The sequence below is a fragment of the Acidisoma sp. L85 genome, from assembly GCF_009765865.1.
Classification (GTDB): Bacteria; Pseudomonadota; Alphaproteobacteria; order Acetobacterales; family Acetobacteraceae; genus Acidisoma.
In genome coordinates this window covers 238,933-261,706 of the sequence record NZ_LMUQ01000076.1, presented here as the reverse complement: position 1 = coordinate 261,706, position 22,774 = coordinate 238,933, and the positions used below count along the sequence as shown (strand labels likewise).

At 62.6% G+C, this 22,774-nt stretch carries 20 protein-coding genes; 8 read left to right on the top strand and 12 right to left on the bottom strand.

The window, feature by feature from the left end; all coding sequences use genetic code 11:
- Nucleotides 1-3: 3 nt before the first annotated feature.
- Together GSQ83_RS26985 and gfa are read right to left on the bottom strand one after the other, a co-directional pair.
- The gene (locus tag GSQ83_RS26985; protein WP_158805947.1) at nt 4-828 is read right to left on the bottom strand and encodes a DUF4239 domain-containing protein; all 825 of its coding nucleotides are present in this window, start codon (nt 826-828) and stop codon (nt 4-6) included.
- 45 nt (nt 829-873) lie between these two features.
- Nucleotides 874-1,446 (bottom strand): S-(hydroxymethyl)glutathione synthase, encoded by a 573-nt coding sequence (gene gfa, locus GSQ83_RS26980; protein ID WP_158805946.1) that lies wholly within the window; start codon nt 1,444-1,446, stop codon nt 874-876.
- A 196-nt stretch (nt 1,447-1,642) separates the two neighbouring features.
- Between gfa and GSQ83_RS26975 the strand changes: the two genes are divergently transcribed.
- Nucleotides 1,643-2,344 carry a MarC family protein gene (locus tag GSQ83_RS26975; protein WP_158805945.1) on the top strand — a complete coding sequence of 234 codons (702 nt, stop codon included), beginning with the start codon at nt 1,643-1,645 and terminating at the stop codon, nt 2,342-2,344.
- Between the two features lie 73 nt (nt 2,345-2,417).
- A complete protein-coding gene (locus GSQ83_RS26970; RefSeq protein ID WP_158805944.1) occupies nt 2,418-3,518 on the top strand; it encodes an aldose epimerase family protein in 1,101 nt (366 codons plus the stop codon).
- 1,114 nt (nt 3,519-4,632) lie between these two features.
- Here the strand turns inward: GSQ83_RS26970 and GSQ83_RS26965 are convergent.
- The 4 genes from GSQ83_RS26965 to betB form a co-directional block, all read right to left on the bottom strand.
- Nucleotides 4,633-5,637: a hypothetical protein gene (locus tag GSQ83_RS26965; RefSeq protein ID WP_158805943.1), complete on the bottom strand. Its 1,005-nt coding sequence runs from the start codon at nt 5,635-5,637 to the stop codon at nt 4,633-4,635.
- 217 nt (nt 5,638-5,854) lie between these two features.
- A complete protein-coding gene (locus tag GSQ83_RS26960; protein ID WP_158805942.1) occupies nt 5,855-6,262 on the bottom strand; it encodes a DUF2177 family protein in 408 nt (135 codons plus the stop codon).
- Complete coding sequence (betA, locus tag GSQ83_RS26955) at nt 6,259-7,914, bottom strand: choline dehydrogenase (protein WP_158805941.1); 1,656 nt, start codon at nt 7,912-7,914, stop codon at nt 6,259-6,261. The genes GSQ83_RS26960 and betA overlap by 4 nt, the downstream gene beginning before the upstream one ends.
- A 360-nt stretch (nt 7,915-8,274) precedes the next feature.
- Nucleotides 8,275-10,353: a betaine-aldehyde dehydrogenase gene (gene betB, locus GSQ83_RS26950; protein ID WP_254065932.1), complete on the bottom strand. Its 2,079-nt coding sequence runs from the start codon at nt 10,351-10,353 to the stop codon at nt 8,275-8,277.
- A 275-nt stretch (nt 10,354-10,628) separates the two neighbouring features.
- On the opposite strand from betB, the gene choX reads away from it, so the two are divergent.
- From choX to GSQ83_RS26925, 5 genes are all read left to right on the top strand, one after another.
- The gene (gene choX / locus GSQ83_RS26945) at nt 10,629-11,597 is read left to right on the top strand and encodes a choline ABC transporter substrate-binding protein (protein WP_158805940.1); all 969 of its coding nucleotides are present in this window, start codon (nt 10,629-10,631) and stop codon (nt 11,595-11,597) included.
- A gap of 108 nt (nt 11,598-11,705) precedes the next feature.
- Complete coding sequence (choW, locus tag GSQ83_RS26940; protein WP_158805939.1) at nt 11,706-12,557, top strand: choline ABC transporter permease subunit; 852 nt, start codon at nt 11,706-11,708, stop codon at nt 12,555-12,557.
- A 2-nt stretch (nt 12,558-12,559) separates the two neighbouring features.
- Complete coding sequence (choV, locus tag GSQ83_RS26935) at nt 12,560-13,780, top strand: choline ABC transporter ATP-binding protein (protein WP_158805938.1); 1,221 nt, start codon at nt 12,560-12,562, stop codon at nt 13,778-13,780.
- A 70-nt stretch (nt 13,781-13,850) separates the two neighbouring features.
- A complete protein-coding gene (parA, locus tag GSQ83_RS26930) occupies nt 13,851-14,480 on the top strand; it encodes a ParA family partition ATPase (RefSeq protein WP_158805937.1) in 630 nt (209 codons plus the stop codon).
- Between the two features lie 241 nt (nt 14,481-14,721).
- Entirely contained in the window at nt 14,722-15,546 is an 825-nt protein-coding gene (locus GSQ83_RS26925; protein WP_158805936.1) for a phosphate/phosphite/phosphonate ABC transporter substrate-binding protein, read from the top strand.
- On the opposite strand, the gene GSQ83_RS26920 is transcribed toward GSQ83_RS26925, so the two are convergent.
- Entirely contained in the window at nt 15,483-16,523 is a 1,041-nt protein-coding gene (locus GSQ83_RS26920; protein WP_158805935.1) for a fatty acid desaturase, read from the bottom strand. The two genes, GSQ83_RS26925 and GSQ83_RS26920, sit on opposite strands and share 64 nt — an antisense overlap.
- A 121-nt stretch (nt 16,524-16,644) precedes the next feature.
- Between GSQ83_RS26920 and GSQ83_RS26915 the strand changes: the two genes are divergently transcribed.
- A complete protein-coding gene (locus tag GSQ83_RS26915) occupies nt 16,645-17,511 on the top strand; it encodes a helix-turn-helix domain-containing protein (protein ID WP_158805934.1) in 867 nt (288 codons plus the stop codon).
- Between the two features lie 183 nt (nt 17,512-17,694).
- Here the strand turns inward: GSQ83_RS26915 and GSQ83_RS26910 are convergent, their stop codons facing one another.
- From GSQ83_RS26910 to GSQ83_RS26890, 5 genes are all read right to left on the bottom strand, one after another.
- Nucleotides 17,695-18,465 carry an L-iditol 2-dehydrogenase gene (locus GSQ83_RS26910; protein WP_158805933.1) on the bottom strand — a complete coding sequence of 257 codons (771 nt, stop codon included), beginning with the start codon at nt 18,463-18,465 and terminating at the stop codon, nt 17,695-17,697.
- Entirely contained in the window at nt 18,462-19,289 is an 828-nt protein-coding gene (locus GSQ83_RS26905) for a carbohydrate ABC transporter permease (protein WP_158805932.1), read from the bottom strand. Before GSQ83_RS26905 ends, GSQ83_RS26910 begins: the two co-directional genes overlap by 4 nt.
- On the bottom strand, nt 19,286-20,212 hold the full coding sequence (locus GSQ83_RS26900) for a carbohydrate ABC transporter permease (protein WP_216850602.1): 927 nt from the start codon (nt 20,210-20,212) through the stop codon (nt 19,286-19,288). The genes GSQ83_RS26905 and GSQ83_RS26900 overlap by 4 nt, the downstream gene beginning before the upstream one ends.
- A gap of 121 nt (nt 20,213-20,333) precedes the next feature.
- Nucleotides 20,334-21,641: a sugar ABC transporter substrate-binding protein gene (locus tag GSQ83_RS26895; protein WP_158805931.1), complete on the bottom strand. Its 1,308-nt coding sequence runs from the start codon at nt 21,639-21,641 to the stop codon at nt 20,334-20,336.
- Nucleotides 21,642-21,732: 91 nt separating this feature from the next.
- Nucleotides 21,733-22,716 carry a sugar-binding transcriptional regulator gene (locus tag GSQ83_RS26890; protein ID WP_158805930.1) on the bottom strand — a complete coding sequence of 328 codons (984 nt, stop codon included), beginning with the start codon at nt 22,714-22,716 and terminating at the stop codon, nt 21,733-21,735.
- Nucleotides 22,717-22,774 lie beyond the last annotated feature (58 nt).

Below are 22,774 nucleotides of genomic sequence, written 5' to 3'. Positions count from 1 at the left end.
AGCCTAACGCACGCGCATCGCTGGCGCCATGAAGCCCGGATACTCCATCGTCTCCACTGCTTTCGACAACGAGTCGAAGGGTTCGGCGGAGACGTGGCTGCGGCCCCTGAAGGGGTTGTCCAGCAGCACGATCAGCATCAGCACCAGCCCGATCGATGCACCCAGCAACCCGACCATGACCGCGTGCATGGCAAGTCGCGGCACCCCGAACAGACAACTGAAGACAATCAGGATCCCACCGCCCGCCAGCAAATTCCACCACAAGATCTCCGGCAGGCTTGCCGCCGCGGCGTGGAAGCGGCCGCGCCGGACATCGTAAAGCTGGTTCAGCATGTGCAGCATCGAGGTTTGAGCCGCCAGCGTGCCCGGGTCCTCCTGATGCAGCGCGGCGAGCTTGAGGTGCACGTTGTCGAGCGCCAGCCATCCGCCATGCTGCATGACCTTACCGCCGGCGAGCTCGGGCCACTCGGTCTTCACGACAGCTTCGGTGTAAGCGAAGAGATCGCGCCTCAACCCCTGCGCGACATCGTCGGGCAGACTGATCGTGGCGCGGTATAGATCCCCCACCAGATTGGCCTCGGTCTGCACCAGGTTGTCGGCGGCGGTGTAGTTCTCCCACACCGCGATAGCGATGAAAGCCAGCAGCACGGCATAGATCACGCCGACGATGGCGAGCACGAATCCCGCGATGTCGTTGTGCAGGCTGCGGAGGTTGTGCGGGATCAGGCGATGGACCGCCAGCAGGCAGCCTGCGGAAAGTAAACCTGCCACCACCATCGCCACGACCGTCGCGAGGGTGGTTGGCAGGCTGCAAAGCAGGCCGGTCAATGCTTGGAGAATGGCCGGGTCATCCTTCTTTCGCTCCGCCTTGTATCAATGCAGCTTACCGCTCGCCTTGGCGACATGGGTGGCGATCGCATCCATCAGCGCCGGCGAGAGACAGTCATAAGGCTCAAGTCCCAATTCCTTGAGACGGGCGCGGACCGCGGCCATCTGGCCGGGTGAAACGCCCCCCTCGATCGCCGAGGACACGAAGGCCGCGAAGCCCGGCGGCGACCAGCCGGTTTCGCTCGCCAACTCCGTATGCACGAAATCGAGGCCGTAGAAAGGGTGGTCCTTCTTCTCGATGCGGCCAAACATATGAACGCCGCAGGCTTTGCAGGCATGGCGCTGGATCGTGGCGGCAGGGTTGGTCACCGCCAGCTTCTCCTCATGCGCCACAACCCGCACTTTATCGCGCGGCACCACCGCGATGACCGCGAAGTCCGCGCCCTCAGGCTTCCAGCATTGAGTGCAGCCGCACACATGATTATGCGCGACATCCGAAGCGACCTCGACCTTTACCTGATCGCTCTTGCAGTGACACACCAGCGTGCCGCCGGCGAAGCCCGCTTTCCCCGGCACGACGCCTTTATCCACAGTAGGATGAATTAGGGTAGCACTCATCGGAGCGTTCTCCTGTTTTTGCGTTCTACCAACGTCTTTTTACTCGCCTTCGGCAGCGAAATGGCCGAGGCGGTCGCAAAGTCTAGGCCCCTCCGCCAGCAATGGCCAAGTGGCGGACAGCCGCGAACCGACTGCACCGCCGGGCTTGACCAGCTTCGAGGCTGCGGCATCCTGGCGCCACGTTGGGAGCGCGCCGATGACCTCTCTATTCACGATCGGCGATGTCTCCACGGTGCCGAAGGCGTTTCTCCTCGCCTTCCCGGCGCTATTCTCGATCGTCAATCCGATCGGCGGCGCGCTGATCTTCGCCCAGGTTACGGCAGGCCGCAGCCATGCCGAGCGGAGCAAACTGGCCGGCAAGGTTGGCTTCTATTCGATGGTGCTGCTGCTCATCTCGCTCTGGGCCGGCTCCTATCTCCTGAGTTTCTTCGGCATCACCCTGGGCGCGCTGCGGATCGCCGGTGGTCTCGTGGTCGCGGCGCGGGGGTGGAGCATGCTGCAGTCGCCCGAGGTGCGGGAGGCCGAGAAGCGCGACCAGGCTCATCAGGACGGACGAACCGTCGCCACCGCCGATCTCGCCGATGTCGCCTTCTTCCCGCTCACTCTGCCCTTCACTGTGGGACCCGGCTCGATCTCGGTCGCCATCGCCTTGGGGGCCGCGCATCCGGGCGATCGCACAATCCCCTTCTACCTCGGCGTCTCCATCGCCTCGATCGCCATCGCCCTCATCGTTTGGATTATCTACAGCTATGCGGATTTCGTGGTCCGCAGCCTCGGCGACACCGGCTCGCGCATCGTCACGCGGCTGGTCGCGCTCATTCTTCTCGCCATCGGCGTGCAGATCGTCGCCGCCGGTGTACAGGATCTTCTTTTGCCGATGCTCAAGGCCGCGGGTTAAGCCGAGGCCCGATCCCGGCATTTCCCCTCGCCCCGAGGGTCGTCTAGGGTCCGGCCATCAGGCGGAGGGCATCATGACGACCAGCACCAAGGATCGGGACTCGATCGGCCTGTCGCATCGCCCTTTCGGCCACCTAGCTGACGGCAGCGCGGTGACCGAGCATCGCATGCGCACCGAGAACGGGGTCGAGGTACGCTTCCTCGATCTCGGCGGCATCTTGACCGCGATCCTCGTACCCGACCGCCACGGCAGGCTCGCCAACGTGACCCTCGATCAGGCCGATATGGCCGGATACGAGGAGAATCCCGGCCATTTCGGCGCGCTCATCGGGCGCTACGCCAATCGGATCGGTGGGGCGGCATTCTCGCTGCACGGCAAGACGTATCGCCTCGCGGCGAACGAGAAGGGCAACACGCTGCATGGCGGCGTAAGCGGCTTCGACCGTGCCATCTGGACGGTGACCGCAGCCCAAAGCGGCCACGCGCTCTCCGCTATCCTGTCCCACACCAGCCCTGACGGTGATGAGGGTTTCCCCGGCACGCTCACGGTCGAGGTCGTCTATAGCCTGAACGATCAACGCGAATTCCGCATCGACTACCGGGCCGAGACCACGGCCGCCACGGTCATCAACCTGACCAACCACGCCTATTTCAACCTCGGGGGCAATGACAGCGGCTCGGTGCTTGAGCACCTCGTCGAGATCAATGCCGATGCCTTCACACCCACGGATCCGACCGGCATCCCGACAGGCGAGATCGCCCCGGTCGACGGCACGCCCTTCGACCTGCGCCACCCCAAGCCGATCGCGGCCGGGATTCGGATCGCCCATCCGCAGATCCTGCTAGGCCATGGCTACGACCACAATTGGGTCCTGAACAAACCCGCGCCGCATGCGATGACGCTCGCCGCCCGAGCTTATCATCCGGTGAGCGGCCGCATCATGGAAGTGGATACAACTGAGCCGGGTGTGCAGTTCTACACCGCCAACTACCTAGGGGGCGGCTCGGCGGGCACGGCGGGGCGCGCCTATCGCCAGTCCGACGCCTTTTGTTTCGAGACGCAGCATTTCCCGGACTCACCAAACAAGCCGGGCTTCCCCTCGACGGTTCTGGAGCCTGGCCACGTCTTCCGGTCGAGCACGATCTTTCGCTTCAAGACGGATGGCGAGAGCTAAGGGCGTTCGGGACGGCGAGTTCCAGTCCGCGGTGGTGTCACTACCGAGACTTGATCTTGTCGTTTGGCGATTGACGGTCGCTATCTGCGGGCCGCACTGGCAAACATGGCGCCTATGGGAATGTTGGCGACGGCTTTACGGGGCACATCGCTACGACTTCCGCGTCGAATCATCGCGTTTCGCAGAGTCTGCTCGTTTAGTAAGCGCACCCGGCTCTGGGATGGCGGCTTCGGCTGCGCCCGCCAAGGTGCCCTGAGACTTCTCTTTCTGTAGGACTGCGCCTTCCCACCGTATGTCGCTGCAGCGCGATACGCGCTGAGCGTGGCCCTCCGTTCAGCTGGCGTCAGCGGCTGAATTTTTCCTTTAGCCGCTCTAAGCGTAACCGGCCTATGCGACTGGCGTTTCCGATCCATGAAGATGTATTTATCGCCATAGGTGCGCGCCCTGGGCCGTCCGGTAGCAGGCCTGAGGCTGTTGGAGCCTGTCTGCCTGGCATCAGCATCGTTGCTCCCTTCAATGTCGTCACCATCCAGGTCAGCGGCACGATCACCCAAGAACGCCGACGAAAAGCGACGCGAGGACCTTGTGAGAAGCCCGCGCGGACTATTTTTGGAAGAGACAAAACGCCTCGGATTCGCCTGTCTTGGCGGCTCTCTGTCCGGCTGATGGTGCAAAGTCGCGATAGGAGCATGCGTCGTGAACGCGTGCTGTGACTCTTGCTCCTCGCCTTTGTTTTCCAGGGCATGAGTCCGCGTAAACTGGGTAGCAGACCGTCTAGAAGCGTGCGCTATCGTCATGATCCGACCTCCTTTTCCCCGAACGCACGCGAAGCGAATTCGCTCTGGCGCCGATTGACCGCACCGACCTTAGGCATTGCGCGTTTAAGATACGCTTATCGGAACGGCTCGATACCGCACCGAAAGGCCGCCTTGCCACCCTGTTCGAGAGGATTTCGCCCGAGCCTGGATCGTCTCTCGGCTCCTCTGGCTATGCCGTCTCAACGAGTGCGCCAAGCACGTCCTTGTCGAGACTTTCGTCGTCTATCCGCACGACGAATGGCGCCGCACCGAGAAGAAAACGACCGTCGTAACGCAGAAAGCAAGGCGCCTGCTCGTCAGGCGCCTACGGCTGCCTGCGCCTGCAACGCCTGGAGTTGCAGAGCGGCCTGCTGCTGATCGTAGTCTTGCTGCTGGCTGACGTTCCGCTCCTGCTGCTGCGCGAAATTGGCCGCATCATTGGCCTTGTTTGTCGCATCCTGAGCGCTCTGTAAGAGGTCCTCGTTGGTGGTATCGAAGAGATCCGCCGCCGGCGTGACGGCCCGATTGACGGCCTGATTGACGGCATCGGTGGCGGGGCTGATTGCGTCCGAGACGCCATCGACGACCGAACCCACGCCGTCGGCGACCGAACCGGCGGCATCGCTGACCGAGCCAACGACGCCGGCGACCGTCGAGCTTACTCCGGTCGCAACATCGACCGCCGCCGACGCGCCCTCCCCTATACCGACCGCGACACCGGCGGCGACGCCGCCCATTGCGCCAGCGACCGCCTCACCCACGCCGGGAATGACGAGCGCCGCCGCCGCGACAACGCCAAGGAAGATTTTAGCGAAAATCATTCCGACCTGCTCGGCATCGTATTTATCGCCGGCCTTTAGCAGATCGGAGCCGCCCTTGCCGCCGTCGAAACCTCTCGTATCGTCTTCGTTGATGACGTCTTCGTAACCCTTGTACGTCGCCATATGCGTGCCCTTGAACAACTTCTCCATGTCGGGCTGCTGCATGAACTGGGAGGCGGCGTCTTTCGAGATCAGACCCTCATGCAACGCATTCTGGATGTCATTCAGGATCGCTTTCTTGTCGCCGCTCTTCATATCCTTCTCGAACTTCGCGCCCAGTGTGGAATCCCCGGCGGTAATCTGCTGCAGTATGTCATTGTCCTGCGCGCTCGCGAGGGGGCCAGCGGCCGACGACTGCGACTCGCCGCCGGTCTCGTCGTCGTCATCGAGATAGGAATTGAAGAGCGCGGCGAAATCAGGCTGCGTCGTCGAGCCAACGCCTTCAGACCCGAATAGACCATCCGCAGAAGAGACCGAGGAAAAGGGCGCGACGCTCGACATGTTGAACCTCATTACGGCGCCACTGCGGCGGCGATATTGTCACGAGACTCGGTCGAGAACGGATTGTTCTCCCACCTGTCACCATCCGGAAATGAGAGAGACCTGAATGAGTCCTTATCAATCCGTCGGCTATTCGTGACGATATAAGACCAGAAAGATGTTAACGATCCGCTTCCGGAATGCATTCGCCGGAGCGAAGCCGCCGCCTTTCGAGAGGCTATTCCGGGCTCGCGCGATTTCCTCTTCTGAGCACCGCCCAGCCGGCGAGTGACACCAGAGCACTGATCACCATGCCCCAGAGGATGTCGGCGAGCGTGATCCCCAGTGTCCAGCGGCGCAGGATCGCGTAATTCGTCAGATCATAAGTCGCGTAGGTGAAGGCCCCGAACAGAGCACCCCGGCCAAGCACGCTGGCAGCCGATCCGCCCAAGCCGGGCCGCATGACGAAGAGCAGGAGCCCGAGGGTATCGACCAGATAGAACAAAACCGCCGGAGCGATGCGCACACTGGGCGCCAGCAAGTCACCCAGAACCTCCCGATAGAAGCCGCCCGTGAGCGTCAACCAAACAAAGTCGAGCGCCACGAAGACAATCAGCGCGGCGCCATAGGCAAACGCGGACCTCATCGCTGCGCCTGCTCCCAATTCGCGGCGGTGTAGAAGGGCGCGTTGGAGGGCGCGAGCAACGGCCGCCCGAGGATATGATCAGCCCCCTTCTCGCCGATCATGATGGTCGGCGCGTTGAGATTGCCATTGGTCACACTCGGCATGATCGAGGAATCGACCACCCGCAGCCGCTCGACGCCGATCACGCGCGTTTCCGGATCGACCACCGCCATGGGGTCGGCGGCATCGCCCATCCTGCAAGTGCAGGACGGGTGGTAGGCGCTTTCCACCTTCGCGGCGACGAAGGCATCGATCGCCTCGTCGCTCGTCACATCTGCACCCGGCTGGATCTCACGCCCGCGATAAGGAGCGAATGCGGGCTGGGCGAAAATCTCCCGCGTCAGGCGGACACAGGCGCGCATCTCCTCCCGGTCGTCCGGATGGCTGAGGTAGTTGAAGAAGATGCGCGGCTTGTCGGCGGGATCGGCTGATCGCAGCCGCACCCAGCCACGGCTTTTGGAACGCATCGGGCCGACATGCGCCTGCATGCCATGCTCGGTGGCAAGGCTATTGCCGTCATAGGACACCGCGAGCGGCAGAAAATGATACTGGATGTCCGGATAATCGATCCCCACACGGCTGCGGATGAAGCCGCAGCTCTCGAAATGATTGGTGGCGCCGAGCCCATCCCGCCGCAGCAGCCACCGCAAGCCGATCGCCGCTTTCGGCAGCAGCGCCTGCGCGGAAAACAGCGTGATCGGCTGTGTCACCGCGACCTGGAAGTAAAACTCCAGATGGTCCTGGAGGTTTTCACCAACACCGGGACGGTCCGCGACCGTGGTAATGCCGTGTTCCGCGAGTTCCGCCGCAGGCCCGATACCAGAGAGTTTCAACAACTGCGGCGAATTGATCGGACCGCCGGCGAGGATAACTTCGCGCGACGCCCTGACCTCATGCGAGACATTGCCCCGCCGGTAGCGCACGCCCACCACCGTCCGGCCTTCCAGGATCAGCGAAGTAACGAGGCAATGGCTGCGGATTTCAAGATTGGTCCGGCTACGGATCGGCTTCAGGTAGGCATTCGCGGCGCTCCAGCGCTGGCCGCGCCGGACCGTCATGTCCATGCGGCCGAAGCCTTCCTGCTGAAAGCCGTTGATATCCTCGGTCTCCGGATAGCCGGCCTGCTTCGCCGCCTCGATCCAGGCGCGATACAGCGGGTTCTTCAGCTTGCCATAGGAGGTGTAGAGCGGACCATCCGCGCCGCGATATGCGTCTCCACCCTCCTCCCGCGTTTCGGCGCGGCGGAAATAGGGCAGCACATGGCGATAGCCCCAGCCGCGCGCGCCCTGCCGCTCCCAGCTTTCGAAATCATGGGCATTGCCGCGCACATAGACCATGCCGTTGATCGAGGACGAGCCGCCGATCACCTTGCCGCGCGGCGTATGCATGCGCCGGCCCGCCAGATGCGGCTCCGGCTCAGATTCATAGAACCAGTTATAACGTTTCCGGTTCATCGGAATGGAAAGCGCCGCCGGCATCTGGATGAAGATCGAGCGATCCGACCCGCCATATTCCAGCACCAGCACCTTGTGCTCGCCATCCTCGGTCAGCCGGTTCGCCAGCACGCAGCCGGCGGAGCCCGCGCCGACGATGATGTAGTCGAAGCTTTCCATATCCTTGTTCCGTTGGCTGGAATGATTGACTCAGGTTTTGTTAGTGCCGGCGGGCTTAGGGTGTCCTGGTCGAAAATCAGGAGATGACTAAACGTCTGATGCGAGAATTGGCCACGGCACTGTTCGATTTTCCGTGTTTGATAACTTCACGTCCCCTAATGGAGGTTTCGAACCGCACCTAACCGCGCGAATAGCGGCTGGGGTTCTGCCCATCGTGCTCGACCGCTTCGCGCGCGTTCTGGGCAACGAATCATGTACCACGGTCAACGCGACAACGACTACGACACCGCCATTCAGTGCCCTGCCTGCACTGCATATGATTCGGTTCTTCTGACCTCACGGCGGGAGACGGCAGCACCGTTAGTACGGTGCGTCGATATCGGTGAGCGCGACATAGACGCTCTTGAGCTGCGTGTAATGCTCCAGCGCCGCGCGGCTGTTCTCCCGCCCCAGGCCCGACTGCTTGTACCCACCGAAGGGTAGCTCGATCGGCGTCACGTTATAGGTGTTGATCCAGCAGGTCCCGGCCTGAAGCTCCGCGATCACCCGATGGCCGCGCGAGATATCGCGCGTGAACACCCCGGCGCTGAGGCCGAAGGGGGTATCGTTCGCGCGCGCCACGACCTCGTCCTCATGCTCGAAGTCGAGCACGGTCATCACCGGGCCGAAGATCTCCTCCCGCACGATGGCATGATCGTCGCGGCAGCCATCGAAAATGGCGGGCGAGACGAAGAAGCCACGATCGAGCCCGTCGCGCGTCATGCGCTCGCCACCGCAGACCAGCCGCGCGCCCTCGGCTACGCCGCGCGCGACGTAGGACAGCACCTTCTCCATATGCTTCTCGGAAATCAGCGCGCCCACCTGCGTTGCGGGGTCCATCGGGTCGCCCACCACCATGCGCGCGGTGCGCTCGGTGAGGCGCGCCAGAAACCGCTCCTTGATCGCGCGATGCACGAAAACCCGCGTGCCGTTGGAGCAGACTTCGCCCGCCGAGTAGAAATTGCCGAGCAACGCGCCCGACACCGCATTCTCGATATCGGCATCCTCAAACACGAGGATCGGCGACTTGCCGCCCAATTCCAGCGTCACCTGCTTGAGGGTCTCGGCGGCATCCGCCATCACCTTCTTGCCGGTGCCGACCTCGCCGGTCAGCGAGATCTTCGCGATGCCGGGATGGCGCGTCAGTAGCCGCCCGGTGTCGCCGAAGCCCTGCACGACATTGAAAACACCGTCCGGCACCCCCGCTTCCCGCATGATCTCGGCGAGCCTGATCGCGGTGAGCGGCGTGAGTTCGGCGGGCTTGAAGATCATCGCATTGCCCGCCGCCAGCGCCGGCGCGGCCTTCCAGCAGGCGATCTGCAACGGATAATTCCAGGCGCCGATCCCGGCGACGACGCCCAGCGGCTCCCGCCGTGTATAGCCCATGGCACCCGGACCGAGATCGATATGCTCGCCCGCCAGCCCGCCCGCGAGACCCGCGAAATAGTCGATGCAGTCGGCGCCCGAAATGACATCGACGACCCGCGTCTCCTGGATCGGCTTGCCGGTGTCGAGCGTCTCCAACTCGGCCAGCTCGTCATTCTTTGCCCGCAGGATATCCGCGACCCGGCGCAGAATCCGGCCGCGTTCCGATCCCGTCATGCGGCCCCAGAGCTTCTGCGCCGCCCGTGCGGCCGATACGGCCGCCTCGACCTCGGGCGCTTCGGCGATCTCGATCTCCGCCAGCACCTCGCCTGTCGCGGGATTGATCGTCGTGAAGCTGCGGCCCGCGGCGGAGGCGACGGGCGCGCCGCCGATCCAATTCAGGTGCCGCGGATGCGGGACGGCTTTGGCGGCCATGGGAAGTCCTTCCGTGCGGACGATGATCTGGCTTTCCACGAAACCGGCGGCGATGCGGCGTATCGCATCGGCATCCGCCTCGCTCCAGGACGCGGACAGCGTGGTACGCAGCCAGAGACCGTCGATGATAGCGGCGATGATAATGGCGAGACGCGCGACCTCGCTTTCCGGCACCAGGCTGCGCAGGGCGTGGCGGAGATTGGACAGGACGCGGAGCTGATAGACGCGCTGGATGCGCTTGAGCGGCTCCGAATGGATCGCCTGACCCCAGAAGGCTAGCCAGACGGTCGCGGTTTGCGAATCCATCTCCTCTGGCGCCAGATTTGCATCCACTACCGCCTGCAGCCTTGCGCGCGGCGACGTGGCCGCGCGCATCCGCGCTGCGGCGGCAAGGCTCAGGCGGGAAGCGAGGGCGCGAAGCGTCGCTTCCAGCAGCCCGTCCTTGTCGCCGAAATAATGAGCGACGAGCCCCGTGGAGACGCCTGCATGTTTCGCGATGAGGCCAAGCGTGGTTCCATTGAACCCGACCTGCGCCATGACGATGATCGTCGTATCGATCAATTGCCGGCGTCGGACATCCTCGGAATCTCGGCGGGCCACGAATGCTCCTGTCCGTCGATGAGTTGGCCGGCTCTTGTAGAATTGCTTGAACGTGCAATCAAGCGATGTCGAAATGGACCTCGGCCCCGCCTTTCATCACCAGATCTCGCCCAGCGAGCCGAAGAATTTGGTGGGCTTCGGGTTAATTTTGCTGATTTGGCCTCGTCTTGGGCGAAAAATGCGTGACCCCACCCGATTATTGAAAGTATGTTCAACTCTTGTCCAGGCCTAGCGCCTCGGGCTCCCAGACTCCGTTCGTCAAAAGGAACCGCGCGATGCGCAAACAACTTCTTCGGGCTGTCGCGGCAATGGGCTTGGCCGCGGTCACGATTGGCGGCGGCGTTCAGGCGGCGCGCGCCGCCGGTGATCCGGCGAGCTGTAAAAACGTACCGTTCTCCAATGTCGGCTGGACCGACATCACGGCCACAACGGGCACCGCGACGGCAATTCTTCAGGCGCTCGGCTATAATCCGACGACAACGATGCTCTCGGTTCCCGTCACCTACGAGGAAATGAAGCAGAAGAAGATCGATGTCTTCCTCGGCAATTGGATGCCGACGATGGCGGATAACATCAAGCCATATGTCGCAAATAAAACAGTCTATGTTGTCGGGGCGAACCTCGAGGGCGCCAAATACACGCTCGCGGTTCCGACCTATCTCTACAACCAGGGGCTGAAGTCCTTCCAGGACATTCCGAAGTTCTACAGTGAACTGGACGGCAAGATTTACGGCATCGAGCCGGGCAATGACGGCAATCGCCTCATCCTCGATATGATCAAGAACAACACCGATGGCGTCGGCAAGTTCACGCTGGTGCAGTCCAGCGAGCAGGGCATGCTCGCCGAGGTTTCCCGTAAAACCAAGCACAACAAAGGCATTGTGTTCCTAGGGTGGGAGCCGCACCCGATGAACACCAAATACGACATGAAGTATTTGTCGGGCGGTGACGCAGTGTTCGGTCCGAACTACGGCGGCGCCACCGTCTATACGAATGTGGCCGCGAACTACCTGCAGGATTGCCCGAATCTCGGGAAGTTCCTGACGCAGTTGAAGTTCAATCTTGACATGGAGAACACGATCATGGGTTCGATCATGTATGACAAGATGGATCCCGTGCCTGCGGCGACGAAGTGGCTGAAGGCCAATCCGGATGCGATGACGCCCTGGCTGCAGGGCGTGACGACGATGGACGGCAGCCAGCCGGCCGATGAGGCCGTCAAAAAGGCGCTCGCCACCTCGTAAGTCAGAAAGCGCGCCGGCGGCGATGGTCGCCGGCGCCAAAGGAATCTTCGCCTTCGCCGAAGCGGTGCGCCGTGTTACGATCGTTTTCAACTAGCAACGGAGTGCCGCATGTTCGATGGAATCGCCAAGCTCGTTTCCGGTCACAAAATCCCGATCGGCGACTGGCTTGCGAGCATCGTCAACGCGATTAACGGCACGGACTTCATTGACGCCATCTCGAACGGGATCGCTGGCGCCATCAACGGCGTCACTTACGTGCTGGAAGCGATCCCGGCGATCGTGCTGATCCTCATCGTCATCGCCATCACCTATGCGATGCGCCGGTCTTGGAAACTCTCGCTCTTCGTCGCGATCGCCCTGCTCTTTATCCTCAACCAGGGCTATTGGACGGCGACGATGGAGACGCTGTCGCTAATCATCTTCGCGACCGTGATTTCCATGCTCATCGGCGTGCCGATCGGCATCGCTTGCGCCCATCGGCCTTGGCTTTTCGTCGGCGTCCGGCCGTTCCTCGACCTCATGCAGACCTTGCCAACCTTCGTCTATCTCATCCCGACGCTGGTGCTATTCGGCCTTGGTGCCGTGCCGGGCCTGATCTCCACCATCATCTTTGCCCTGCCCGCGCCAATCCGGCTCACGCAGCTCGGCATCGCCTCCGTGCTGTTGCCATTGATCGAGGCGGGACAGGCCTTCGGCGCATCTCCGCGTCAGCTCCTTTGGAAGGTTGAATTGCCGCACGCGCTGCCGACGATCATGGCCGGGCTAACCCAATGCATCATGCTCAGCCTGTCGATGGTCGTCATTGCGGCCCTGGTGGGCGCAGGTGGTTTGGGCGTGCCGGTGGTGGAAGCGCTGAATTCCGTCCGGGTCGATGTCGGCTTCGAATCCGGTCTCTGCATCGTCGTCCTGGCCGTAATTCTCGATCGCGTCTGTCGCCCGCGTGAGAGCGGGGAGGGCTGATCATGGACGACAAGACGGTCATCGAATTCTCGAACGTCGATATTCTGTTCTCAGGCCGCGGCCGGCGCGGCGCTCGTGCCAAGAACGAGGCCCTCGCGCTGATGGACAAGGGCCACAGCCGGGACGAGATCATCGCCAAAACCGGCGTCGTCATGGGCGTACAAGGTGCTTCGCTGAAAATTCGCGAGGGCGAGATCTGCGTTCTCATGGGTCTGTCCGGTTCGGGCAAATCCACCCTGCTGCGCGCCGTCAACGGCCTGAACAAGGTGACGCGCGGCCGCATCCTGGTGGCGCGTGACCAAGGCCAGGTCGATATGGCGAGTTGCGACGCCGCCACTCTGCGCTTCATGCGCACAAGGCGCATCGCCATGGTGTTCCAGCAATTCGCGCTGCTGCCCTGGCGCACGGTGCGCGAAAATGTTGGCCTCGGCCTCGAGCTGCGCGGGGTTTCGGATTCCGAGCGCCGCCGCATCGTCGATGAGAAGCTGAAGCTCGTGGCGCTGGATAAATGGGGCGACAAATACGCGCGCGAACTCTCAGGGGGCATGCAGCAACGCGTCGGCCTCGCCCGCGCCTTCGCGACCGATGCCGATATTCTGCTGATGGATGAGCCATTTTCCGCGCTCGATCCACTCATCCGGACCAAGCTTCAGGACGAGCTTCTCGCCCTGCAGAAGGAGGTCCGGAAAACCATCATCTTCGTGAGCCACGACCTCGACGAGGCGCTGAAGCTGGGCAACCAGATCGCCATTCTCGAAGGCGGCCGGATCATCCAATCCGGCGTGGCGGAGGATATCGTGCTGCGCCCGGCCAGCGAATATGTCCGGGAATTCGTCCAGCACATGAATCCGCTGAACGTGTTGCGCGGCCGGACCTTCATGCGGCAGCTCGACCAGCTGCCGAGCCGCGACGGCTGGAAAGTGCTCGATCCGCATCGCGACATCCTCATGGATCTCGGCAATGGCCGCGACATCCAGGTAAAGGTCGATGGCAAGCCTGTGCCAGTACTGCTCGCCGCGACCGAAAACGACGTCACGCAGCCAGGCTGGTGCACGGCGATCAGTTCCGAGGCGACGATGAAGTCGGTCATCCAGGCGCGGCAGACCTCCGGGCTCCCCGTCATCATGACGGCGGAGGGCCGCGTGGTCGGGTTATGCGGAGAGGATGAGATCCTGCACGCCCTTGCCTCCGAGGGATGGCAGACGGTGCAGGCAGCAAGTTGACCGCGAGAGTCGTTGCAGACGCATAGACACCATCTCGTCCTATAATGGGCGTCTCGATGGAGTCGTGCGCATGTCATTCGTGATTACGATCGCACAGCAGAAGGGCGGAGCGGGCAAGACGATGGTTGCCGTCAATCTTGCTGCCGCGCTCGCCGCCACGCGCCGCGTCGCGGTGCTCGATATCGACCCGCAACGCAGCCTGGCCCGCTGGCACGAGTTGCGGGAACGCCAATCCCGGCCGCTCCCCAAGATCACCGCCTCGGATTTATCGGGATGGCGGTTGCGGTCGGAGCTCAACCGGTTGCGGCAAAGCCACGACGTGGTTGTCGTCGATAGCCCACCGCATATCGACACCGATGCGAAGCTCGCCGTGCGGGAGGCTGATTTGGTGCTCGTGCCCCTCCAGCCGAGTCCGCCAGATCTCTGGGCTGCCGAGGGAACGCTGAAACTCGCGCAGGCGGAGAAGCGGCTGGTTCGGCTGCTGCTCAACCGGACGCCAGCCTCCTCCCGCTTGCGCAGCCTCGTCGAGCAGGAGATCGCCGGCGGAGGCTATGCCTTGCTCACATCCACGCTCGGCAACCGCGCGGGTTTTGCCAATGCCTTCGCCGTCGGCATGGGTGTGACGGAAGCGAGCCCAAAGTCCCAGGCGGCGCGCGAGATGGTGGCGCTCCTGGCGGAAGTGGAAGCGCTGCTGACATGAGGCTGACTTGGCCCGAGTTGGGTCACGACGACTCTTTGAAAAGTGGCGCCCAAGCATTGAACCAGGCCCCTAAGATCCGTCATGGCACGCTAAGGCGGGGCGGCCCCCCGCGTGCCATCCACGCCTTGCCTTCGTCGCGCAAGGAAGGCGTGGATGCTCGGCCTTCGCCGAGCATGACGTGGTGGAGTGAGGACGGTCCAGGCCAGAGATATCCTCGGCTTCTAACGGCCATCGAATAACAATGACGCCTTTCGTCTCGCTGTCGATGTACGCCTTGCCCGAGATGGCCGCCGCCAACGCTACATTTTGGGCCGCGATCCGCGAAGCTCTCCAAGAGGAAGGCTTTGCGAACATCCCGGAGACGATCGTTCAGCCGAGCTTGGACCTGCCAGAGGAGATCGAGCCCCAAACGCTCCTCAGCCACATGTGCGGCTACCCGCTGCTCGCCCTCTATCCCGGCCAATATGAAATCCTCGCCGCGCCGCTGCATGATCTGCCGGGCTGCGCGATGGACCCGAGCGGCATGCCGACCCACCGATCCTTCATCGTCGTGGCAACCGACTCGCCGCTTCGCAACCTCGAAGATCTTCGCGGCGCGCGTTTCACCATGAATGGATGGCACTCGAATTCAGGGATGAACCTGCCTCGTCATCTCGTGGCACGTCTCGCGCGCGAGGCCCGTTTCTTCGGCTCCGTCACCGTCAGCGGCGCCCATGTCGCCAGCATGGCAGCGGTGGCGGAGGGCTCGGCCGATGTTGCCGCGATCGACTGCGTGACCTTCGGCCTCGTCGCGCACTATCGGCCGAAGGACATCACTCGCCTTCGCATCATCGCCGAGACCGCCGCCAGCCCCGCCATTCCGTTCATCACCTCGTCCCACACCGAGCCGGCCCTCATCGAAGCCTTGCGCCGGGTGCTGACCGGCGCCGCTCACCGTCCGGCGCTGCGGCAGGCGATGACCGGCTTGAGCATCCGGGACATCCGCCCCGTCAAGGCCCAAACCTACGCGGCCGTCGCGGCTTTCGAGGAGGAGGCGGCAGCGGCGGGGTATTCCACAATCGCCTGAGAAAGCACTGCCGCATGGGCTAATCGCCGCGCCGGCGATGGCACCGAGACGCGCGGGGCGTCATGGCCGGGATGGGCGCCCTCGTGATGCGGCGTCAGGAAATAGCGCCGGATCACATCGCCATAGCCGTCATAGACCAGCCCGCCATTCGCCTCGATGATCCGTGCGCGATTTGCTTGGTAATAGGCCGGGATGCGGTACCAGGGCAGCGCGGGCTTGTCGTGATGGACGACGTGCAGATTGTTGTTGAGGAACAGCAGGCCCAGGACGGGGGAATTCTCGACAATCGCGGTTCGCTCGTCCTGCACGTCGGCCGCACGATGTTCGGCGAAGGAGCGGATCTGCGATAGCGAGCGGCTCGGCAGCACAAAGCAGGCCACGTAGACCAGCGGCGACATGCCGCAAACTCCCCAGACCCAGACTAAGAGAAACCCGACACCGAGAAGATGGGGCAACCAGATGCGCAAGGTCGCACGATCGCCTTGCAGGGCGTGACGCAACTCGCTCCAGAGGAAAAGCACGATGCTGCGGACGGCGCCGAAGGTGATGCGGCCGAAAAACGTGTTGCGGAACCGCAGGAAGGCGCGGGCAGCGCTCCCTAGACGGCCGAAACGCTCCGGCGTCAGGTAGTAGCTCTCAGGATCCTCGAGCGGATCGGTGAGATGCGCGTTTCGATGATGCCGAAGATGCGACCGCCGGTAGATCGGATAGGGCAGCCAAAGCGTGAGCGGCGGCAACCCAATCGCGTCATTCAGCCAGCGATAACGCGTCGGATGACCATGCATGACCTCATGCTGCAGCGACATCTGCCAGGCGACGATCCAGCCGCCGCCAACGACCAATACCGGCCAGGGAATGGACGCGTGGAAAAAGGTCAGCAACCCCCAGCAGAGATAGATCCCGAGCGCCAGAAAACAGGTCGGCCATTCGACGGCTGAGTGGTGGCGCAGGCTGGCGGCTGGGCTCTGTAATTGCATTCCCCTATGATGATCGGGGAATATGAGGGATTCAATAAGATAACCAACAAATGGATCGTGGGAATGATAACCAATATCCGCTTCTGTTGATAATTCACAGCATTGGCTTTACAATGTATTTATGATCTCAGCCTCTTCAAGTCGCGCCGAGCTTGTCCGTGTCTTCCGCACCCGCCTGCTCTCGGTCATGTCCCGCTCCGGCGGGGGGCAGAGCGACTTCGCCCGGGCTATCGGGATAGACCGCTCGACCCTGTCGCAGATTCTTTCACCCACAAACGATCGCCTGCCGCGGATCGAGTCGGTGGCCGCTATCGCTCGGATCGGCCAGGTCTCGGTGGACTGGCTGCTGGGTCTGCGGGAAATCGAGGACCGTGAAGCCGGCGTGCTCAGCGATGACAGACCGCGCATCGAGGCCAATGCCCTGTCGCCGGTCGATGAGCGCTTGATCGAGTGGCACGAGGAAGCGACCGGCTACAAAGTGCGGCACATTCCCAGCAATTTCCCCGATGTGCTGAAGACCGAGGAGGTCATCGCCTTCGAATACGAGCACTTCATCGCCCTCTCGCCACAGCGACGAATTGAAATCACGCGATCTCGTCTCGATTATTTGCGGCGTCCCGAGACGGATATGGAAGTCTGCGCGTCGATCCAGGTGATCGAAAGCTTCGCACGGGGCACGGGGATCTGGGAGGATCTCCCGCTCGCGACACGCCGCGCGCAGCTGGAGCATCTCATCGCCCTGTGCGACGAGCTTTATCCCCGATATCGCTGGTATCTTTATGACGGGCGGCGTTTGTATTCCGCGCCGATCACCATCTTCGGGCCGATCCGCGCGACCATCTATGTCGGCCAGATGTATCTCGTGTTCCAGTCACGCGAACACGTCCGCGCGCTGGTGCAACATTTCGACCAGACGGTGAGAGCGGCGGTCATCCAGCCGAATGACCTGCCGCGCTATTTCCGGGACCTGCTGAAGACTTTGGGCTGAAACGTATTGATCTAATACTGGACCGCGAACCAAATACTCGTCATGGCACGCGAAGGCATGCCATCCACGCCTTGCCTTCGTCGAGCAAGCAAGGCGTGGATGCTCGACCTTCGCCGAGCATGACGAGGTGGAGTGGGCACGGTTTCGAGCCAAAGTCATCCCGCTCTGAATGAACGGCCCCCTTCAGCTCATCCAATTCCCGCCATCGACATTGAGCGTCTGCGCCACGATATACCCGGCATCGGCGCTCGCCAGAAACACCGCCGCGCCCACCATATCCCCGACATTGCCCATACGCCCATAAGGCACCGCAAGGCCTACCTGCCGCTTCTTCTCGCCGAGCGGGAGATTCTCGTATTTCGCGAATTGCGCGTCCACCACATCCCACATCGGGGTATCCACCACGCCCGGCGCGATGCCATTGACGTTGATGCCGTATTTGATCAGGCCCAAGCCGGTGCTCTGCGTCAGGCTGATGACCGCGGCCTTGGAGGCGCAATAGACCGCGACCAGCGCCTCCCCTCGCCGCCCCGCCTGGGAGGCGAAATTGACGATCTTGCCGCCCTCTCCTTGCGAAACCATCTGCTTCGCCACAGCCTGAAGAGTGAAGAGCAGACCCTCAACATTCACCGCGAATTGCTTTGCGTAGCTCTCGCGTGTGATCTCCAGTACCGGCGCCATCTCGAAAACGCCGGCGTTGTTGACGAGGATGTCGATTCGCCCCGCCCGCGCCACGACGTCACGCACCATCGCGTCGATCGACTCTTGCTTGGTGACATTGAGGCCAACGCCGAGAGCGTCATGCCCGATCTCTCGCGCGACGTTCTCCGACTCCGCCTGGTTGATGTCCGCGATCACCACCCGCGCGCCTTCTTCCGCATAGCGCGTCGCGATGGCGCGGCCGATGCCCCGCGCGCCGCCTGTGATGACGGCGACTTTGCCCAGTAGTCTCACTTCACAGCTCCGAAGGTCAGGCCGCTGACCAGTTGCTTCTGGCTGAACCAGCCGAAGATGAGAATCGGCGCGATCGCCAGCACCGAAGCCGCCGAAAGCTTCGCCCAGAACAGACCCTGAGGCGCCGAGAAAGACGCAATGAAGGCGGTGAGCGGTGCCGCGTTATGCGCCGTGAGGTTGAGGCTCCAGAAAGCCTCGTTCCAGCACAGGATGATACAGAGCAGCCCGGTGGAGGCGATGCCCGGCATCACCAGCGGCAGCAGCACATGCACCAGAACCTGCCGCAGATTGGCACCGTCGATGCGGCTCGCCTCGATGATGTCCTTCGGCAGATCGCGGAAGAAGGTGAACAGCATCCAGATCGCGATCGGCATATTGCTGAGGGTATTGATGACGATCAGCGCGGTGCGGCTATCCAAAAGCCCCGCGTCGCGCACCAGAAGGTAGATCGGCACCAGCACACCCACCGCGGGCAGCATCTTGGTCGAAAGCATCCATAGTAGCAGGCCACGGGTGCGCGGCGACGGGTAGAAGGCCATCGCGAAGGCGGCCGGGACGGAGATGATCAGCGTCAGCAAGGTTGCGCCGACCGCGATACCGACGCTATTGCCCGCGAACAGCAGGTAATTCGCCTCGGAGAAAATTGCCCGGTAATTCTCCAGCGTCGGCATGAAGAACAGCAGCGGCGGCGTCTGTACCGCTTCCACCTCGGTTTTGAAACTTGCGAGCGCCATCCAGGCGATTGGGAAGAACATGACGAGCGCCACGACCCAGGCGATGATGCCGGCGACGGGATGGCGCTGCTTGGCGACAGAATGGCTCATATCTCAAGCCTCTTTCCGACGCTCCGCGTGAGGAAGGCGGAGACGATATTGGCGAGAATGATGGCGATGACACCGGCGGCGGAAGCGCCGCCCACGTTGAAGGCCAGCAGCGCGCGCTGGTAGATGAGGAAGGTCAGGTTCGTCGTGGCGAAGCCCGGGCCGCCCGCCGTCGTCACGTAGATTTCGGCGAAGACGCTGAGCAGGAAGATCATCTCGATCATGATCGTGACCGAGATAGCGCGCGCCATATGCGGCAATTGGATGCTGACGAAGATGTTGTAGGCCGTGGCACCGTCCAGCCGGGCGGCTTCCAGCTGTTCCTCATCCATTGACTGCAGCGCGGTGAACAGAATGAGGAAGGCGTAAGGCAGCCATTCCCAGCACAGGATCAGCATGATCGAACTGAGCGGGAAGGAGCCGAACCAGTCGATCGGCTGAAAGCCGAGCATGCGCGCGAAGGCGGCGAAAAGGCCGCTCACCGGATGCATGAGCAGGTTCTTCCATACCAGCGCGCTCACCGTTGGCATCACGAAGAAGGGCGAGATCATCAGCACGCGCGCGACGCCCTGCCCCGGAAAGGGCTGGTTGAAGATGGCGGCGAGAATGGAACCCAGAATGATGGTGATGGCGATGACACCGACCACCAGGATCACCGAGACCAGCAGCGAGTGGAGAAGTGCGGGGTCCTCGAAAAGATATTTGAAATTGTTGAACCCGGCCCACCCATGGATCATCGGGTTGAGCAAATTGTAGCGGCGGAAGGCGAAGAACAGCGTCATCGCCAGAGGCACGATCATCCAGATCAGCAATAAGCCGACCGCGGGAGCCAGCAGCGGCATAGTATTGACGCCGCCGCCTATCGCTTTTTTCTTGCCCGGCTTGGCGCGCGGGCCGCCCATTGTCGCAGATGCGGCCGTACTCATCCAAATCCTCCCCCGCTTCGCGGCCCCCGGTGTGTCCCCGGGTTCGTTTCAAATACAATGAACGGCCCGACGCGGTACGTCGAGCCGTTCATGAAGTTACGCCAAACCGCGTCTAGACGCGTTACTGCGTGTAGCCGGCCTGCTGCATCGTCGAGGTGACGGAAGCCTGTGCCTGCTTCAACGCGCTCTCGACCGTGCTCTGGCCGGTCAGGGCCGCGGCAACGAGCTGACCAACCGTCGTGCCCATCGCCTGGAACTCGGGGATGGAGACGTATTGGACGCCGGTATAGGGCACCGGATTCATCGTCGGATGATCGAGATCGGCCGTATCGATCGCCTGCTTCACGGCAGGGGCGAAAGGTGCCGCCTTGAGATAGTCGGCATTCTCGTAGGTGGAGAGGCGCGTGCCGGGAGGCAGCGTCGTCCAGCCATTGGTCTGGCCAACGAGGTCGATGTAATCCTTGGACGTCGCCCAGCCGATGAAGTCCTTGGCGACTTCTGCCTTGGTCGAGGTCTTAGGAATGCCGAGCGCCCAGGCCCAGAACCAATGCGAACCATGCGGCGTCACATCGACCGGCGCGGCGGTGAAGGCGACCTTGTCGGCCACCTGGCTGCTGCTCTTGTCGTAGATCATGCCGGCGCCGGAAGTCGCATCGATCCACATCGCGCAATGGCCGGTGGCGAACAGCGCCTGGTTCTCGTTGAAGCCGTTGGAGCTGGCGCCCGGCGGGCCGTAATCCTTGAGCAGGTGGATGTAGAAGGTGACAGCGTCATTCCACTGCTTGCTGTCGAGCTGCGCATTCCACTTCATGTCGAACCACGAGCCGCCGAAAGTATTCACGACGGTATCGAGGTAAGCCATGTTCTCGCCCCAGCCCGGCTTGCCGCGAAGGCAGATGCCGTACTGCTGTTTGCTCTTGTCGGTGAGCTTGGCGGCGGCGGCGTCGATATCCTTATAGGTCGGCGCGTCCGACATCTTCAGCCCGGCCGCGTCGAACAGATCCTTGCGGTAATAGGTGAAGGAGCTCTCGGCATAGAAGGGCAGCGCGTAGAGGTTGCCGCCCTCGCTGAGCGCCGAACGGACCGACGGGAACACGTCGTTATAGTCGTAGCCCTTGATATCGCCGACGCTCGTGAGCCAGCCCTGCTTGCCCCAGATCGGCGTCTCATAGGACCCGATGGTGATGACATCGAACTGGCCGCCATGGGTCGCGATGTCGGTGGTGACGCGCTGGCGCAGCACGTTCTCCTCGAGCACGACCCAGTTGATCTTGTTGCCGGTCTTCTTCTCCCAGGTGGGAGCGAGTTTCTGCATCACGACCATCTGCGAGTTGTTCACGGTCGCGATGGTGATCGTCTCGGCGCTGGCCGCGAGGCTCGTGCCGGCTAGCAAAGCGGCGGCAAAAGCCGCGATGGTCTTCATGCGCATGTCCATCCCCTCGTCGTTTATAATTTTAAGCCAATCCGGAACCGAGCGTATGCCCAGGCTTTGAGCAGAACATCAAGTAGAGAAACGACTGTCAAGAACTCCCTTCCACTAGAAGCGCTTCCGCCGTCGCTTCGTCGGTGATCAGCCCGCTCACCATGCCGCCCGAAAGGGCCGCCCGTATAGCGGCTACCTTCTGGGCCCCGAAGGCAGCGCCCACCCGCAGGGCACCCGATTCGAGCGCCAAGGGCCACAGCCCCGCCACCCGGTCGTTGATCGCGCCGCCGAGCAGTTTTCCGCTCGCGTCGTAGGACCAGCCGGTGATTTCGCCCACCGCCCCCTCCTCGATCAGTTCAGTCAATTCGGCGTCGGAGACCACGCCATCGACATGCAGGGCTTCCCGCCAGCCGACCGCGCCGATGCCCACCAACATGCAGCGTGCCTGGCTGATGAGGTGGCGTACCGTCGTATAGGGCTGCTGCTTTTGCAGCATCTCGCGTTCCTCGACAGTCGCGGCGATGACCGGGCTTGGCAGCGAGTAGCATTGCGCGCCGGACCTTTCGGCAAGACGCAAGACAGGATCGAGCGCGATGGCGCGTCCCATCGGCAGAATCGTGCCGCAAAGCGAGAATATCTTGTGCTGCGGTGCAGCGATCGGCGAAAGCTCATTGGCGATCGCACGCAGCGTGCGGCCGGTTCCCATCCCCAGTACCAGCGGCGCGCGTTGCGCCAGCCATTTCTCGACGAATTGCGCGCCCGCGATGGCGACGGAGGCGAGAGTCGTTGTGGCATTGCCCATCGTCGGCACGATTTCGCAGACCGTGAGGCCAAAGCGCCGCGACAGCGCCTCGGCGGTTTCCATGCGCGGCCCAATGGGGTGGTCGAAGCGGAACTTGATGAGTTTCTCGGACAGCGCGAGCGAAATCAGCCGCTGCGCCGCCTGCCGCGAGATGTTGAGTTGCCCCGCCACCTCATCCTGCGTGCGGCCACCGACATAGTAGAGCCATGCCGCGCGTGCGGCCTGTTCCAGCCGGGCACCTTGCGGCGACCGCATCTCGGCGGCCGACCTCTCGTTCATGACGTCCCCCCGCGGATCGCGGCTTATTCGTTGATGCGAAGTCTTGCCCGACTTGTGG